This window comes from Streptomyces sp. NA04227, from assembly GCF_013364195.1.
GTDB lineage: Bacteria > Actinomycetota > Actinomycetes > Streptomycetales > Streptomycetaceae > Streptomyces.
The window spans coordinates 7,329,804-7,345,319 of sequence record NZ_CP054918.1 but is presented as its reverse complement, the minus strand read 5'-3'; the positions used below and the strand labels follow the sequence as shown (position 1 = coordinate 7,345,319).

12 protein-coding genes are annotated in these 15,516 nt (G+C 70.8%); 3 read left to right on the top strand and 9 right to left on the bottom strand.

Annotated features, from left to right (window positions below; genetic code table 11):
- Window positions 1-5: 5 nt before the first annotated feature.
- The 3 genes from HUT18_RS30880 to HUT18_RS30870 all read right to left on the bottom strand — a co-directional run bounded on the left by HUT18_RS30880 (window position 6) and on the right by HUT18_RS30870 (window position 2,976).
- Window positions 6-1,352 carry a M20/M25/M40 family metallo-hydrolase gene (locus HUT18_RS30880; protein ID WP_176103799.1) on the bottom strand — a complete coding sequence of 449 codons (1,347 nt, stop codon included), beginning with the start codon at window positions 1,350-1,352 and terminating at the stop codon, window positions 6-8.
- Window positions 1,345-2,178: a M55 family metallopeptidase gene (locus tag HUT18_RS30875; RefSeq protein ID WP_176103798.1), complete on the bottom strand. Its 834-nt coding sequence runs from the start codon at window positions 2,176-2,178 to the stop codon at window positions 1,345-1,347. Before HUT18_RS30875 ends, HUT18_RS30880 begins: the two co-directional genes overlap by 8 nt.
- A gap of 117 nt (window positions 2,179-2,295) precedes the next feature.
- Window positions 2,296-2,976: a 2-phosphosulfolactate phosphatase gene (locus HUT18_RS30870; protein ID WP_176103797.1), complete on the bottom strand. Its 681-nt coding sequence runs from the start codon at window positions 2,974-2,976 to the stop codon at window positions 2,296-2,298.
- A 79-nt stretch (window positions 2,977-3,055) separates the two neighbouring features.
- On the opposite strand from HUT18_RS30870, the gene HUT18_RS30865 reads away from it, so the two are divergent.
- A complete protein-coding gene (locus tag HUT18_RS30865) occupies window positions 3,056-3,502 on the top strand; it encodes a PPOX class F420-dependent oxidoreductase (RefSeq protein ID WP_176103796.1) in 447 nt (148 codons plus the stop codon).
- Window positions 3,503-3,643: 141 nt separating this feature from the next.
- On the opposite strand, the gene HUT18_RS30860 is transcribed toward HUT18_RS30865, so the two are convergent.
- From HUT18_RS30860 to HUT18_RS30845, 4 genes are all read right to left on the bottom strand, one after another.
- Window positions 3,644-4,372, bottom strand: coding sequence for a class I SAM-dependent methyltransferase (locus HUT18_RS30860; protein WP_176103795.1), 729 nt, complete (start codon window positions 4,370-4,372; stop codon window positions 3,644-3,646).
- Between the two features lie 193 nt (window positions 4,373-4,565).
- On the bottom strand, window positions 4,566-7,046 hold the full coding sequence (locus HUT18_RS30855) for a SpoIIE family protein phosphatase (protein ID WP_176103794.1): 2,481 nt from the start codon (window positions 7,044-7,046) through the stop codon (window positions 4,566-4,568).
- A gap of 164 nt (window positions 7,047-7,210) precedes the next feature.
- Window positions 7,211-9,598, bottom strand: a complete 2,388-nt coding sequence (locus HUT18_RS30850) for an MFS transporter (protein ID WP_254878886.1) — start codon at window positions 9,596-9,598, stop codon at window positions 7,211-7,213.
- Between the two features lie 223 nt (window positions 9,599-9,821).
- The gene (locus HUT18_RS30845; RefSeq protein ID WP_176103792.1) at window positions 9,822-10,265 is read right to left on the bottom strand and encodes an SRPBCC family protein; all 444 of its coding nucleotides are present in this window, start codon (window positions 10,263-10,265) and stop codon (window positions 9,822-9,824) included.
- 136 nt (window positions 10,266-10,401) lie between these two features.
- On the opposite strand from HUT18_RS30845, the gene HUT18_RS30840 reads away from it, so the two are divergent.
- Window positions 10,402-11,445 (top strand): Rv2578c family radical SAM protein, encoded by a 1,044-nt coding sequence (locus HUT18_RS30840; protein ID WP_176103791.1) that lies wholly within the window; start codon window positions 10,402-10,404, stop codon window positions 11,443-11,445.
- A gap of 382 nt (window positions 11,446-11,827) precedes the next feature.
- Window positions 11,828-13,387, top strand: a complete 1,560-nt coding sequence (locus HUT18_RS30835; protein WP_176103790.1) for an alpha/beta hydrolase — start codon at window positions 11,828-11,830, stop codon at window positions 13,385-13,387.
- A gap of 129 nt (window positions 13,388-13,516) precedes the next feature.
- Here the strand turns inward: HUT18_RS30835 and HUT18_RS30830 are convergent, their stop codons facing one another.
- Both HUT18_RS30830 and HUT18_RS30825 read right to left on the bottom strand, forming a co-directional pair.
- On the bottom strand, window positions 13,517-14,326 hold the full coding sequence (locus HUT18_RS30830) for an ABC transporter permease (protein WP_176103789.1): 810 nt from the start codon (window positions 14,324-14,326) through the stop codon (window positions 13,517-13,519).
- Window positions 14,323-15,324: an ATP-binding cassette domain-containing protein gene (locus HUT18_RS30825; protein ID WP_176103788.1), complete on the bottom strand. Its 1,002-nt coding sequence runs from the start codon at window positions 15,322-15,324 to the stop codon at window positions 14,323-14,325. Before HUT18_RS30825 ends, HUT18_RS30830 begins: the two co-directional genes overlap by 4 nt.
- Between the last annotated feature and the right edge of the window lie 192 nt (window positions 15,325-15,516).

The window sequence follows — 15,516 nt, the reverse complement described above, 5'->3', positions numbered from 1 at the left end:
CCTTCTCAGGCCGTCCGCAGGAAGCGGTCGAGTACGCGTACGCCGAAGTGGAGCGACTCGACGGGCACCCGTTCGTCGACACCGTGGAACATGGCCTGGTAGTCGTAGCCCAACGGCAGTTTCAGCGGAGTGAAGCCGTACCCCGTGATGCCCAGGCGCGAGAACTGCTTGGCGTCCGTACCGCCCGACATGCAGTACGGCACGACCCTCCCCTCGGGCGCGAACTCCTCGACGGCGGCCCGCATCTTCTTGTACGTGGCCGAGTCGAGCGGTGCCTGGAGGGCCACTTCGCGATGGTGGAACTCCCAGTCGACGTGCTCGCCCGTCAGCTCGTCGAGGGTGCTGCGGAACTCCTCCTCGGCGCCCGCGAGGAAGCGTCCGTCGACGAAGGCGGTGGCCTCGCCGGGGATCACGTTGACCTTGTAACCGGCGTCCAGCATGGTCGGGTTGCTGCTGTTGCGGAGCACCGGTTCCAGCAGCGAGGCCGCTCGGCCCAGCTCGGCCACCAGGGCGTCGGCGTCGCAGGCGCCGGACCGCAGCGCGGCGGGGTCGGCGCCCTCGATGCCGTAGAGCTCCGCGAGTTCGCTCAGGGCGGCGGTGACCGTCGGGGTGAGGCGCAGCGGCCAGGTGTACTCGCCGATCCGCTGCACGGCCGCGGCCAGCCGCAGTACGGCGTTCTCGCGGTTGACCTTGGAGCCGTGCCCTGCCCGGCCGCGTGCGGTCAGTTTCAGCCAGCCGGTGCCGCGCTCACCGGCCGCGACGGGGTAGAGCTCATTGCCCCGCCCGTCGTGGAAGGTGAAGGCTCCGGACTCGCTGATGCCCTCGGTGCAGCCCTCGAACAGCTCGGGGTGCCGGTCCGCGAGAAAGCCCGAGCCGTCCTCGGCGCTGGCCTCCTCGTCGGCGGTGAAGGCGATGACGAGGTCCCGGCGCGGCCGGATGCCTGAGCGGGCCCACTGGCGGGCGACGGCCAGGATCATCGCGTCCATGTTCTTCATGTCCACGGCGCCGCGGCCCCAGACGACGCCGTCCTTGATCTCGCCGGAGAACGGCGCGACGGACCAGTCCGCCGCCTCGGCGGGCACCACGTCCAGATGGCCGTGCACCAGGAGCGCCTCGGCCGAGGGGTCGGTGCCCTCGATACGGGCGACGACATTGGTCCGGCCCGGGGTGCGTTCGAGCAGCACCGGCTTCAGACCGGCCTCGGCGAGGCGCTCGGCCGCGTACTCGGCGGCCGGGCGTTCCCGGCAGTCGCCGCCGCCCCGGTTGGTGGTGTCGATGCGGATGAGTTCACTGGTGAAGGCGACGACCTCGTCCAGCGCCTGGGGGTCCACCTGCTCAGCCTGCTCAGCCATACTGCTCCTCCACCGCAGCCGAGACGACCGTGGTGACGGCCTTGAAGGTGCGGATGCCCTCGTACATGGACTCGCTCGTGTAGGCGACCTTGCGCTCCCCGGTCCTGGCCACGCCCGGCACCACGGTGGCCGCCATGGACAGGTGCTCGGCGTCGAACTCCACCTCGACGGTGAACGGGCCGCCCCGGACCGGTTCGTGGCGCACCGCCAGGGCCGCCGCCTCCTTGGCCGCCGCCCGGATGTCGGCGGCCGTCCGCGCCGGGGTACGGCACACGGCCGCGTACCGGGAGACATGGTCCTTGACCGCGACCTTGAGGGCGCCGGGCGCGTAGCCGAGGGCGTCCTCGCAGGTGAGGTCGTCGCCGGTGACGAGGACGACGGGCACGCCGTACTCGGCGACCACATGGGAGTTGAGCAGACCCTCGCTGGCCCTTACCTCGTTCACCCATACGCCGGTGATCGAGTTGGCCAGATAGGTGTGGGCGAGCACGCCCTCGGCACCGGCGCCGGTGTGGTAGCCGACGAACGCGATGCCGTCCACGTCGCCGTGCTGCACGCCCTCGACCATCGACAGCGACTTGTGCCTGCCGGTCAGCATCTGCGCGCGCTCGTCGAGCTGTTCGAGGAGCAGGTTGCGCATGGTCCAGTGCGCCTCGTTGATGAGCACCTCGTCGGCGCCGCCGTCGAGGAAACCGAGCACCGCCGCGTTCACGTCCGAGGTGAACATCGCACGGCAGCGCTCCCACTGCGGGGTGCCGGGCAGCACGTCGGCCGGCCAGGTCACGCCGGTCGCGCCCTCCATGTCGGCGCTGATCAGGATCTTCATAGCGCTTCACGTTACGCGGCGCGGGCCGAACCCACCATGAAGCGTACGCAGGCGGGGCGGAAGCTCGATGCGCGAGTGCCCCGTAAGCGCGAGACCGCCCTCGGTGGCCCTAGCCGGTCAGTGAAGGACCGGCGCGGGCCGGACGACCATGAACGCATCCTCCAGGGCCGCCACCATGGCGAAGGGGAACCGGTCGAGTTCGAGGCAGAGTGCGACGTCATCGGGATGGGCTCCGGCACGCACGCCCTCCGCCAACTCGGTGGCAGCGCGCGACTCACCGGCGCGGCGAAGGAACTCGGCGGCATCCGTTCCCGTCCCGGTGACCCTCCTCGCGATGTACTGCGCGCACGCCAGGTCTTCTTCGGCCCGCCCGTCCTCGCCGGTCACCACGAACGTGACGCTGTCGCACGCGCGCGTCCGCAGCAGCCGGGCCGTCGCCTCGGCCACCACGAAGCCGGCGCACAGCACCAGCGACGCCTCCTTCACCGCGAGGGCGCCCACCGTCCCTGCCGTGGTCTTCTGCACAACGGTCCGTCCGCCGAGGTCGGTCGACCGCAGCAGGCCGGGCGAGTTGACCGCGTCGAACCCGGGCGCGGGCGGACCGTCCTTGAGCGCCACCCAGTCCGGGTGGCGCGCCTTGAGCGCCCGGACTTCGTCCAGCGACTCGGCGAGCACGATCCTTTCCGCCCCCTGGGCGAAAGCCCAGGCGGCCACCGTGAAAGCGCGCATCACGTCGACCACGACCGCCACGGACGGGGGGTCACCGAGCTCAGGTATGCCGAGGAAACGAGAGTCCATCCGTTCATGATCGGGTATGCCCGGCCGCACCCCCAAACCCTTTGTCCAGCCCTTCTGCCCTGGCGGATAGCCTGCCCTGATGACCGCGACATTCGACCAGGCCGTCCGCGCCCGGCTGCAGGCCCCCAACATCTGGTACGTCGGTACCGTGTTCGCCGACGGAGCACCACAAGTCAGCCCGATGTGGGTGGACTTGGAGGGCGAGAGCGAGCTGATGTTCAACACCTCGGTGGGCCGGGTCAAGGAGGAGAACCTGCGCCGCGACCCCCGCGTCTATCTCTCGCACGCGGACACGGCCGATCCCTTCGACCGGGTCCAGATCAGTGGTGTGGTGTCCCGCTTCGTGGAGGGCGAGGAGGCGCACGAGCTGATGGACCGGCTGGCCCGCAAGTACCTGGGCAGCGAGCGCTTCGAATGGCTCATGCCGGGTGAGCGGCGGGTCGCGGTGATCGTGCGCCCGGTCAAGGTGCGGCACATCGTCGGGGTCGAGCGGTTCCGGCCCGGCGGGCCCGTCCCCGCTCCCTGACCGGCACACCTCCAGAACCCGTCGCCGCCACGAGCGTTCACGACGAGGCCCCGCCGGAAACCCGGCGGGGTCCGTCCTTCCACGAGCCCAGCGCCGGGCCTCGGTCCCTTCCCTCGCAACGGATCCGTACGAACCCGGCGCTCACACCGAGCGACCGACCACCAGCCAGTTCGACGGCACCTCGATGAGCGAGCCGTGCGCGGTGTGTTCCGTCGTGATCAAGGGCATGCGGCCGCTCGCGAGGAGGCTGAGGCCCGCCTCCGCGACATGCGCGGACAGCTCGGCGTCGGCCATCTCGCCCGGGGCGATGCCGTGGCGGAGCACCGGGGCCAGTTTCGGCGGCGGACCCGAGGGGCCCTGGGCCTGGCCCATGAGCACCGACCGTGCGTCCTCGGCGAGTTCGACGAGCATGGCCCGCCCGTTCTCGCCTATGAGCCGGGCCACGCCGTCCATGACGAGCTGCCGGTCGCCCGGCTCGCACTGGTGCAGGACGCCGCGCATGTAGACGTTGGCCTCGCCGCCGAGGGTCGCGGCGAACTGTGCGACCTCGTCCTCGTCGACACAGTCGAGGACGCGGAACTCCGGCCCGTCCAGGGTGTTGTGGGCATGGGCGCGCTCGATCGCGGCGAGGGACAGGTCGGCCCCGAACACCTTGCGGAAGCGGGTGGCGATGAAGCGGGTCTGGGTGCCGTTGCCGCAGCCGAGATCCACGAACGGCAACTCGGCGTCACGCAGATGCGGTTCGAGCAGCGGCAGATGCTGTCCCGCCGTCACGTCCGGGTCCGCGTCCCAGAGCACCTCCCCCGGCTCCTGAGGTGCCTCGCTCCAGAACCCCTCCCAGGATTCCCGGTACCGGCTCGTCACACCCATGGCCAACTCCCCACCCTATGGCGCCAGTTCGCTCTTGCTCAGCAAGATCGGTCTATCGCGCCCAGCGCCCCCGGGCAAGATGCGGACGCCGCTCTTCACTCCGGGTTCGCTCTCGGGTACGGCAGCCGCTGTCCGCCCCCGCAGCCGTTCCGGGCAGCGAAAGCGGGCAGGAAGACAGGTAACGTCCGCTCCCCTAACGGGTCCTGCGCCGGGGCAGTGAGAGTTCGAACCAGACCGTCTTTCCGGTGCTGGTACGGCTGGTGCCCCACTGCCGGGCCAGCGTGCTCACCACCCTGAGGCCGCGCCCGAACTCGTCGGCGGGGCCGGCGTTGAGCAGCGTGGGCAGGGTGTGGTCGTCGTCCTCCACCTCGCACAGCAGGGTGCCACTGCGTACGAGTCGCAGTTCGAGGCTGCCGCTTGGAGAGTGCACGACGGCGTTGGCGACCAGTTCACCGACCATCAGCTCGGCACTCTCCGAGAGCGTCGAAAGGCCCCAGGCGGCGAGCTGTTCGCGCACCGCCCGGCGGGCACGCCCTGCCTCCCGCGGTTCGGCGGGCAGCCGCCAGCGGGCCACGTCCTGTCCGCGCACTCCGCTCAACCTGGCCATCAGCAGGGCGACATCGTCCTTGCGGGCCCCGCGCGAGGCCAGCGAGCGGATGATCGTGTCGCAGGCGTCGTCCATGGAGGCCGCCGGATGCGCCGCCGACTCGCACAGCGCGGCGAGCCCCACCCCGATGTCCTCGCCGCGCATCTCGACCAGGCCGTCGGTGCACATCACGAGCCGGTCGCCGGGGCTGACCGGCACCCGTACCGTCTCGAAGGGCACCCCGCCGACGCCGATCGGCGCACCCGTGGGCAGTTCGAGCAGTTCGCTGCGGCCGTCCTCGGCGCGTACCAGGACCGGCGGGATGTGCCCGGCGTTGGCGATGCTCAACTCGCCCTCGATCGGGTCGTACACGGCGTACAGACAGGTGGCGAGGTAGTGCTCGCCGAGCCGCTGGGCGAGGTCGTCCAGGTTGCGAAGCAGTTGCGCGGGCGGCAGGTCGAGAGCCGCCATGGTCTGGACGGCGGTCCTCAACTGCCCCATCATCGCGGCCGAGTTGAGGCCGTGCCCCATCACGTCGCCGACCACGAGCGCGGTCCGCGACCCGGGCAGCTTCACCGAGTCGAACCAGTCGCCGCCCACCCGGCCGAGCAGGGTGCCCGGCAGATAGCGGGTGGCGATCTCGCAGCCGGACATCCGCGGCTCGATGTGCGGCAGCATGCTGTCCTGGAGGGTCTCGGCGACGCTCTCCTGGTACGTGTACATCCGGGCGTTGTCGAGTACCAGCCCGGCGCGCGCGGCGAGTTCGGCGCCGGTGACCCGGTCCATGTCGTTGAACTCGACCCGCTCCGCGTGCCGCAGCAGGATCATGAAGCCGAGTACGACATTGCGTGCCTTCAGCGGCACCACCAGCATGGAGCGGTTGTTGATCAGCGGCCGGATGTCGCGCTTCTCGAACTGCGAGGCGATGGCGTTGCCCATCTGCTCGCTGATGCGCGGCACGAGCACCGGATCACCGGTGGTCATGCACTGGAAGAACGGTGTGTGCGCCGGGAACGGCATCGACTCACCGACCGGCACCACATCGTCCCAGCGGCCCGGTTCGTCGGTGTGCTCCACGGCCACCCGGTGCCACATGGTGCGCTCGTCCGGCACGCCCTCGGGGAAGCCCTCACCGGCCACCACCTGCTCGCGCAGATAGGTGCCCGCGACATCGGTGAAGCGCGGCACCACGGCCCGGCTGACCTCGACGATGGTGCGGGACAGATCGAGGGAGGAGCCGATGCGCCCGCTGACCTCGTTCAGGAACTCCAGGCGCTCGCGCACCGCCGCGTACTCAAGATCCTCGGCGTCCTCGGCGACCTCCGCCGCGGTGCGCTGGTGGGGCAGGCCCGCGGCGGCGGCCTCGGCCGCGCGCTGCTTGCGCGCCTTGCGTTCCACCCGCCGCGGCACACCCCAGTCCGGGGTGACCGGAACCCGGTCGTGCTGGCTGAACTCCAGTACCGGATAACCCAGTTCGAGGACCTGCGAGACGATCCGGGTGCTCTCGCCCACGCTCATGCTGGGCAGGATCTGCGGCAGTTCACGCGCGAGATCCTCGGCGCCGGGAAAGTCGGTGTGCAGCGCGAACGCGGGTGCGATGCGCTCCCCGGCCTCCTCCTCTTCCCCGGGCAGTACGGCGGCCGCGTCGGCGGCGAGGACCAGCAGCCGCTCCGGTCCGGGGCCCACCAGCGGGTAGGCCCACCACAGGACGTCGAGCCGGGTGCGCATCATACGGTCCACGTCGTGCAGCCGGGCGCGGCCCGCGCGAGGATAGGGGAGCCGGCTGTCGAGGGAGGAACCGAGTTCGGGCCCGAGCGGCGCGCCGCCCTCCCCGGGCTCCTCGTCCTGCCGGGGCTCCTCGGGCAGCGCCCCGGAGACCGGCAGGAGATCCGCGGCCGGGGATCCGACGGCCTGTTCGCGGTCGACGCCGAACAGTCTGCGGGCACCAGTGCTCCAGTGGGAGACCAGACCGGCGGCGTCCACGACGGCCACGGCAAGCGGAATCCGGCCTGCCGCCGCGCCCTGTCCGGTGGTGCCGCCCCCAGCCCGTTCGCCGGGAGTCTCGCCCGCTGTGGTGCCATGCTCCATGGCCAAGGCTCCTTCCCCGGGCGGCGCAAGATCTGCGGAGCCCACAACCACCGTACGGGGGCGGCAGGTTGCTGTGGCGGGAATACGCGAATTGGCCGCCGAAGGTGCGCACGCGGGTCGCACGCAGGTGGGACCCGATGCCGCGGCCGTGCTCGGTGGCCCGGTCAGTCGTCGTGGCCGAGCTGTACGTCGCGTTCCGCGCGTACTCCGCCCGCCACGCGCAGCACCGTGGCGACCGGCGGGTATCCGGCGGCGATCACCGTGTACTCGCCCGACGACAGGTCGGTGAACCGGAAGGCGCCGTCGGCCCCGGTGGTCAGGGTGTCGACCACGTTCCCGGCCGCGTCGAGCAGCGTCACACGGGCGTCCTCGACCGGCCGCCCGCCGGTGGCCCGTACGGTCCCTCGCAGCACCGCGCCGCCCGCGAGTTCGACGTCCTGCCGGGTCTCGCGGGCCGCCTGCACGGCGACCGGGAGCGCGGCCGGACGGAAGGCGGGCGCGCTCACGGCGAGCGTGTACTCGCCCGCCACCAGTTCGGTCAGCGCGTAACTGCCGTCCTCGCCGGTACGGGTGGCGGCCACCACCTCGCCGTGCACATTGGTCAGGGTGACGGTGGCCTCGCGTACCTGTGCGCCGTCCGCGGTGCGGACCAGACCGGCCAGCCGCCCCGCGCCGCCGAGCACCAGGTCGAGTTCCACCGGCCGCTCCCCCACCGTGACGGTGACGGCCTGCGGCTGGTGCCCGCCCGCCGCCGCGATGAGTACGTACGAGCCCGCGCCCGGCGTGGACAGGGCGTACCGTCCGTCGTCCCCGCTCGCGCCGCGTCCGATCTGCCGTCCCGTCACATCGATGAGGGTCAGCGCCGCGTGGGCGACCGCGGTGCCGTCGGAGTGCTGGACGCTGCCGCAGACCGGGGACCCGGCGAGCGGAGTGCGGGCCGACGGGATCGGGGCGGTGTCGGCGGCGGTCGGGCTGTGGTGGGACACCAGCGGTTTCTCCTTGAGGAAGCAGCAGATGAGCAGGCCGAGTACGAGCACCGGCACCAGGTACAGGAAGATCCGCGGCATGGCCTCGGCGTAGGCCTCGATATAGCTGTCGCGGAGCCCGGCCGGCAGGGAGTGGACGAGTTCGGGGGTGATCGACTCGGGGTCCGGGAGCTGCGCGTCCGCGGGCAGCCGTCCGGCGAGCGAGTCGGCGAGCCGGTCGGCGAACAGGGTGCCGAAGATGGCGGCGCCCACGCTGCCGCCGATCTGGCGGAAGTAGTTGTGGGCGCTGGTGGCGGTGCCCAGGTCGGACGGGCGTACCGAGTTCTGCACGGCGAGTACCAGGACCGGCATGGCAAGGCCCAGACCGGCGCCGAGTACGCCCATCCAGATGCTGTAGTCGAGCCGGGAGGTGTCCTCGTCCATGCGGGACAGGAGCCACATGCCGACGACCGAGAGCACCGAGCCGAGCAGCGGGTAGAGGCGGTAGCGGCCGCTGCGGCTGATGAGTTGTCCGGAGACGATCGAGGTGACAACGATGCCCGCCATCATCGGCAGCATCAGCAGTCCGGACTCGGTGGCGCTGACGCCGTCCACCATCTGCAGGAAGGTGGGCAGATAGCTCGCGGCGCCGAACAGCGCGACGCCGACGACCGCTCCGACGAGGCCGGTCACGCAGAACACCGAGTCGCGGAACAGGCGCAGCGGGATCAGCGGTTCCGGGGCGAAGTGCTCCACCACGACGAACAGCACGGCGGAGACGAGGGCTCCGGCGCCGAGCCCGAGGATCACACGCGAGTCCCAGGCGTACTCGGTGCCGCCCCAACTGGTGAGCAGTACAAGGCAACTGGAGAGCGCGGCGATCAGGAGGGTGCCGAGGACGTCGAGGCGCGGGCGGGTCTTGGGACGCGGGAGTTTCAGTACGACGGAGACGACCGCGAAGGTCACCAGGCCGAAGGGGACGTTGATGTAGAAGCACCAGCGCCAGCTCGCGTGGTCGGTGAAGAAGCCGCCGAGCAGGGGCCCTGCGACCGAGGCGACACCGAAGACGGCCGCGATCAGGCCCATGTAGCGGCCGCGTTCGCGGGGCGGGACGATGTCCGCGATGATCGCCTGCACGCCGATCACCAGGCCGCCCGCGCCGACGCCCTGCAGCGCGCGGAAGGCGATGAGCTGGTCCATGGTGCGCGACCAGCCCGCGAGGGCGGAGCCGACCACGAAGACCGCGATGGCGAACTGGAAGACCCACTTGCGGCCGAAGAGGTCGCCGAGCTTGCCGTAGACGGGCAGGCCGATGGTGGAGGTCAGCAGGTAGGAGGTGATGGCCCAGGACATCTTGTCCAGGCCGTGCAGCTCGCCGACGATCCTGGGCAGCGCGGTGGCCACGATCATCTGGTCGAGGGCGGCGAGCAGCAGCGCCAGCATCAGCCCGAGGAAGACCAGGCGTACCCGGCCCGCGCCGAGCTCGTGTTCGCCGGTTCCGGCCTGGGGGCCGAGGGGCTCCCGCGGTCCCGCCGGGGACGGCTGTACGTCCACGGCGGGGTTCTCCGCCAGCGTCGTCTGCCCCACAGATTGCTCCCCTCGTCGCGCTTGGCCGCCCATTTCTCGCATTACGCGACAACCGCAGGCAAGCGCGACGGGTCGCACTCCGGAGTGCGCCGGAGCGCATCGGCGCCGGTGGGAACCCCTACGGCGTACAGGAACAGCCTCGGGAAAACCACCCGAACCGGTGAGGGTGGAGCATGACCACCAGGGCGCCGCCGGGCTCAACCGGCCGACGGCGCCCGGGGGTTCACTTCTCGGTGGCCGCGGCGAGCTTGGCGAGGACCTCGTCGTGGATCCGGTTCAGACCCTTGGGAGCGAAGGTCCGCTCGAAGAAGCCGCCGACGCCGCTCGCACCGCTCCACGCCGCGTTGACGACGACACGTGCGGCGCCCTCACCGGCGGGAGTGACGCGCCAGGTGGTGACCATCGTGGAGTTGCGGTCCTTCTCGACGAGTTCACCCTCGGTGGGCTCGGTGACCTCGAGCAGGCAGTCGCGCACCCGCTTGCTGGTGGCCTGGAGCCGCCAGTGGACGAGGGTGCCCTCGCCCTTGCCGCCCTCGCGCACCTCGTACTCGCTGTACTGCTCGGGCAGCAGCGACTCGCGGCTGCCCGCGTAGTCGGCGAGCACGCGGAACACGTCGTCGGGCTGGGCCTTGATGGTCCGCTGGGTGGTGGCCTCGACCTGCGCCATGGCACTTCCTTACAAGGTGAGTTGCTGCGGGGGGTGCGGCAAGCCAACCACTGGTGCCGCGACACACCAAAACCGGGGTCGCACGATCATGGGAACGTTTGTTCTATTCTCTGCGCAGTGCCACCGAGGAGGAGCCATGCGCTGGGAGAACCTGACGGCGACGACACAGAACCGGGAGCGGGAGGCCGCACTGTTCGGCGCGGACGCGGTCACCACCCGCACCTTCGACACCCCCGAATTCCGCGGGGTGACCTTCCACGAGATCAGGGCGCGTTCGATCGTGAACCGGGTGCCCGGCGCCTCGCGCATGCCCTTCGAGTGGACGGTGAACCCGTATCGCGGCTGCACACACGCCTGCGTGTACTGCTTCGCCCGCAAGACCCACAGCTATCTGGACCTGGACACCGGGCTCGGCTTCGACAGTCAGATCGTGGTCAAGGTGAACGCACCCGAACTGCTGCGCCGTCAACTGGCCTCGCCGCGCTGGCGCGGTGAGCACATCGCGATGGGTACGAATGTCGATTGCTATCAGCGCGCGGAGGGCCGGTACGCACTGATGCCCGGGATCATCGCCGCGCTGCGCGATCGCGCCAACCCCTTCTCGATCCTCACCAAGGGGACGCTGATCCTGCGGGACCTGGAACTGCTGCGCGAGGCCTCACGGGTCACCGATGTCGGCATCTCGGTCTCCGTCGGCTTCACCGACCAGGAGCTGTGGCGCACGGTCGAGCCCGGCACTCCGGCACCCGAGCGACGGCTGGCCGTGGTCCGCACACTGAGCGAGAACGGCATCGGCTGCGGCGTCCTGATGGCGCCGGTGATCCCGTTCCTCGGCGACCGTCCCGACCAACTGCGCACCACGGTGCGGGCCATCGCCGCCTCCGGCGCCACCTCGGTGACACCACTCGTCCTGCATCTGCGCCCCGGCGCCCGCGAGTGGTTCATGGCCTGGCTGGCCCGGCACCACCCGCACCTGGTCCGGCGCTACGAGCGGCTGTACGCGGAGGGTGCGTACGCACCGAAGTGGTACCAGCGCCGGATCACCCGCCAAGTACACGAACTGGCCCAGGAGTTCGGCATCGGCCCGAACCACCGCCCCGGGCTCGCTCGCCGGATCGCCACCGTTCCCGAACAGGCACCGGCGCCCGCGCAGGAAGCCACCCAGCTCAGCCTGATCTGATCGGCTCTATCCGATCAGCTCGTTCCGATCAGTTCGATCCAGTCAGCTCGATCCAATCAGTTCGATTCGGTCAGCCCAGCCCGAGAGCGCGCCCCCGGATCCGAGACCGCTCCGCCACAAGCCCCCTTCGGCATGAGACCACGCCCCCCGAGGCAGGAGACCGCACCCCGACGAGCCGGTTCGGGCTCGTGGGCGCCCCATGGGAAAGCGTGCACGGCGCGCGCCTCGGGCCTCCCGCACCACGACCCGCCGCGAACGCTCCCGCCATATGGCTTAACTCTCCCCAATTCCTCTGATAAGCGACTCTTCATCACGATCTTTCCGGGACGATGCGGGCGAGGGCCGTGCCCACGGCTCCGAACCCCCCACTCCGGGAGGCCACATGAAGAAACGCGCAGTCGCGCTGTGCGGAGCCGCGGCGGCGGTCGCCGGGATGCTCTCCGCCCTGCCGCACTCGGCCAGCGCCGATACGGAGCCCCGGTCCGCCGGACTCGCCTGGACCAAGTGCCCGACCAAGAACTACCCCCGGCTCGAATGCGCCTCGCTCAAGGTGCCGCTCGACCACGACCGGCCCGGCGGGCGGCAGATCACTCTCGCCCTGTCCCGGATCGAGCACACCGCCGCGAAGTCCCAGGGCCCGCTGCTGGTCAACCCCGGCGGACCGGGCGGCAGCGGACTCGCGCTGGCGGGCTTCGTGGCGGACTCGCTGCCCGCGAAGACGGCCGCGCAGTACGACGTCATCGGCTTCGACCCGCGCGGTGTGGGCAAGTCCAGCCCGGCCCTCAACTGTTCGCCCGGGCACTTCGACCCGGTGCGCCCACCGAGCATCCCGGACCGCCCGGTGGTGGAGCACGCCAACCTGGACCGGGCCCGCGGCTTCGCCGAGGCCTGCGGCAAGAAGTACCGGGACGTGCTGCCGTACATCGACACGGTCAGCGCGGCACAGGACGTGGACGCCATCCGCCGTGCCCTCGGCGTCTCGAAGATCAACTACTTCGGCTACTCCTACGGCACCTATCTCGGCGCCGTCTACGCCAAGCTCCACCCGGAGCGGGTGCGCCGGATGGTGCTCGACTCGATCGTCGACCCGACCGGCGTCTGGTACCGCGACAACCTCGACCAGGACATCGCCTTCAACGCCCGCCACGAGGCCTTCCTCGCCTGGGTCGCGCGGCACGACGCCACGTACCGCCTCGGCACCGACCCGGCCGAGGTCGGCGCCAAGTGGTCGCGGATGCGGGAGGCGGTGACCGAGAACCCGGCGGGCGGCCGGGTCGGCGGCGGCGAGCTGGAGGACACCTTCCTGCCCGGCGGGTACTTCGACGGCTACTGGCCCGACCTGGCCAAGGCCTTCGCCGCGTATGTGAACGACAAGAAGCCCGAGCCGCTGGTCGCCGCGTACGAGAAGCTGGGCGCCGTCGACACCGCGGGCGACAACGGCTACAGCATCTATGCGGCGGTGCAGTGCCGGGACGCGCCCTGGCCGCGCGACTGGAACGTGTGGCGGGCCGACAACCGGGCCGTCCACGACAAGGCGCCCTTCTCCACCTGGAACAACGCCTGGTACAACGCTCCTTGTGCCTTCTGGCCCACCGAGTCGCTGACGCCGACGGACGTCCGCAACGACCGCCTCCCGCCGGTCCTGCTCTTCCAGGCCACCGACGACGCCGCCACGCCGTACGAGGGCGGCGCCACCTTGCACCGGGCGCTCGGCCGGTCGAGTTTCGTCGTCGAACAGGGCGGCGGAAACCACGGCATCACGCTCAGCGGAAGCAGTTGCCTGGACGGGTACTTGAGCAAGTACCTGGACACGGGCGCGGTACCGAGAGCCGAGGGCCCGGCCGACGCGTACTGCGAGCGGCAACCCGACCCGAAGCCGCAGAAACTCACCAAGTCGGCCACTCGCGGGGCCTCGCTGCACGCCCTGCTCGGCCGCAACTAGCTCATCCCAGCCGGGACTTGAGCGGCTGCGGGGCGGACCGGCGCACACTCGGTCCGCCCCGCCTCGCTGTGCCTACGACCAGCTCCGGGCGCCTCCTTCATTCTGAACTTCCGGATCCGCCTCCCGCGCTCAGGCCCGGGCCCGGTACGCCCGCATCGCCAGGGGGATGAAGACCGCGGCGATCGCGGCCGCCCAGAGCAGGGACCACAGCACCGGCTTGCCCACCTCGCCGCCGAGCAGCAGTCCGCGGAAGGCGTCGGACAGATGCGTGACCGGGTTGATGTCGACCCACGCCTGCAGCCAGCCGGGCATGGTCTCCACCCGTACGAACGCGCTGCTGGTGAAGGTGATCGGGAAGATCAGCGTGAAGGCGAAGACCTGGACCTTCTCCGGGTCGCCCGCCAGCATGCCGATGAGCACCGCACTCCACGACACGGCCGCCGCGAAGAGCATGAGCAGCAGCGCGGCGCCCACGAAGCCGCCGACACCGCCGTGGATACGGAAGCCGAGCAGCGCGCCGATGCCCAGCATCAGCAGCATTCCCCAGAGCTGTTTGGCCAGGTCGGCGGTGATCCGGCCGAAGAGCGGGGCGGAGCGGGCGATCGGCAGACTGCGCAGCCGGTCGAAGACGCCCTTGGTCAGGTCGCTGTTGAGCGCCATGGCCGTGTACATGCTCATGAACAGCGTGTTCTGCACGATGATGCCGGGCAGCGCGTACTGCAGGTACTCCTTGGGGCTTCCGGCCATCTGACCGCCGAAGACGTAGGTGAAGAGGAAGACGAACATGATCGGCGTGATGCTGTAGTCGACCAGTTCGAGCGGATTGTGTTTGACCGAGACCAGGCTGCGCCAGGCCATGGTGCCGGTCTGCCGGATCCCGGCTCCCAGGGGGACGCGGCCACCCTTGCGGAGCGGTGCGGACAGGGACTGTGTGGTCATGAGGTGCTCCCCACCCGTTCGAAGTCGGCGTCGTCGGGGCTGTCTTCGTCGCCCTTCGCGGACTCGGGCTCGGCCCGGTGACCGGTCAGGGCGAGGAAGACCTCGTCCAGGGAGGAGCGCCGCAGGGCCAGTTCGCTGACCGCGATGCCCTCCCGGTCGAGCCGCCGCACGATCGCGGGCATCAGCGCCGCGTCGGTGACCGGGACGGTGATCAACTCGCCCTCGGTCTGCGTCTGCCGCCCGGCCGCCTCGGCCACCAGCGCCTGCACGGCGGGCAGGTCCGCCGCGTCGGCGGGCCGAAGTTGGAGCACCTGCCCGCCGACGGCCGACTTCAGTTCGTCGGGCGTGCCCTCGGCGATCACCCGGCCCTTGTCGATCACCACCACGTCGTCCGCGAGCTTGTCGGCCTCCTCCAGGTACTGGGTGGTGAGCAGCGCCGTCACGCCTTCGGCCACCAGACCGCGCAGCATGTCCCAGACCTCGCCGCGGCTGTGCGGGTCGAGACCGGTCGTCGGCTCGTCGAGGAACAGGATCTGCGGCCTGCCCACCAGGCTGGCGGCCAGGTCGAGCCGCCGCCGCATGCCGCCCGAGTAGGTCTTCACCGCACGGCCCGCCGCGTCCGAGAGCTGGAACCGGTCGAGGAGTTCGGCCGCCCGCGCCTTCGCCTCGCGGCGGGGCATGGCGAGCAGTCGCCCGATCATCAGCAGGTTCTCGGTACCGGTCAGGTTCTCGTCGACCGCCGCGTACTGCCCGGTCAGACCGATCGCCGCGCGCACCAGTCCCGGCTCGCGCACCACGTCGTGCCCGAGGACCGTGGCACGGCCGCCATCAGGTCTGATCAGGGTGGCGAAGACGCGGACCGCCGTGGTCTTGCCCGCACCGTTCGGACCCAGCAGAGCGAGCACACTGCCGGTACGCGCCGCCAGATCGACTCCGGCCAGCGCCTGCGTCTCCTTGAATCTCTTGGCCAGGCCCTCGGCCTGAATCGCGTACGTCATCACGGTTTCCCTAGGTCGGTCACGGGCGTCCGGCTCGGCGCCCACTCCTCAGACAACTGTGACGCACACCACTGACAATGTGCCTGTGCAGTTCTCCGGCCGATGCCCGGGCCGTCCGCCCTCCCTCACCGACGGCCGCCGGTCCGCCCACCCCGCAGGACGGTCCACCGCAGGTCAACGGCCCTGCCGACT

Excerpts from the sequence above, each read along its gene's own strand:
- HUT18_RS30840 (WP_176103791.1), top strand. The coding sequence starts at position 10,402 with ATGCGCTGGGAGAACCTGACGGCGACGACACAGAACCGGGAGCGGGAG.
- HUT18_RS30845 (WP_176103792.1), bottom strand. The coding sequence starts at position 10,265 with ATGGCGCAGGTCGAGGCCACCACCCAGCGGACCATCAAGGCCCAGCCC.
- HUT18_RS30835 (WP_176103790.1), top strand. The coding sequence starts at position 11,828 with ATGAAGAAACGCGCAGTCGCGCTGTGCGGAGCCGCGGCGGCGGTCGCC.
- HUT18_RS30870 (WP_176103797.1), bottom strand. The coding sequence starts at position 2,976 with ATGGACTCTCGTTTCCTCGGCATACCTGAGCTCGGTGACCCCCCGTCC.
- HUT18_RS30875 (WP_176103798.1), bottom strand. The coding sequence starts at position 2,178 with ATGAAGATCCTGATCAGCGCCGACATGGAGGGCGCGACCGGCGTGACC.
- HUT18_RS30825 (WP_176103788.1), bottom strand. The coding sequence starts at position 15,324 with ATGACGTACGCGATTCAGGCCGAGGGCCTGGCCAAGAGATTCAAGGAG.
- HUT18_RS30880 (WP_176103799.1), bottom strand. The coding sequence starts at position 1,352 with ATGGCTGAGCAGGCTGAGCAGGTGGACCCCCAGGCGCTGGACGAGGTC.
- HUT18_RS30860 (WP_176103795.1), bottom strand. The coding sequence starts at position 4,372 with ATGGGTGTGACGAGCCGGTACCGGGAATCCTGGGAGGGGTTCTGGAGC.
- HUT18_RS30830 (WP_176103789.1), bottom strand. The coding sequence starts at position 14,326 with ATGACCACACAGTCCCTGTCCGCACCGCTCCGCAAGGGTGGCCGCGTC.
- HUT18_RS30855 (WP_176103794.1), bottom strand. The coding sequence starts at position 7,046 with ATGGAGCATGGCACCACAGCGGGCGAGACTCCCGGCGAACGGGCTGGG.
- HUT18_RS30865 (WP_176103796.1), top strand. The coding sequence starts at position 3,056 with ATGACCGCGACATTCGACCAGGCCGTCCGCGCCCGGCTGCAGGCCCCC.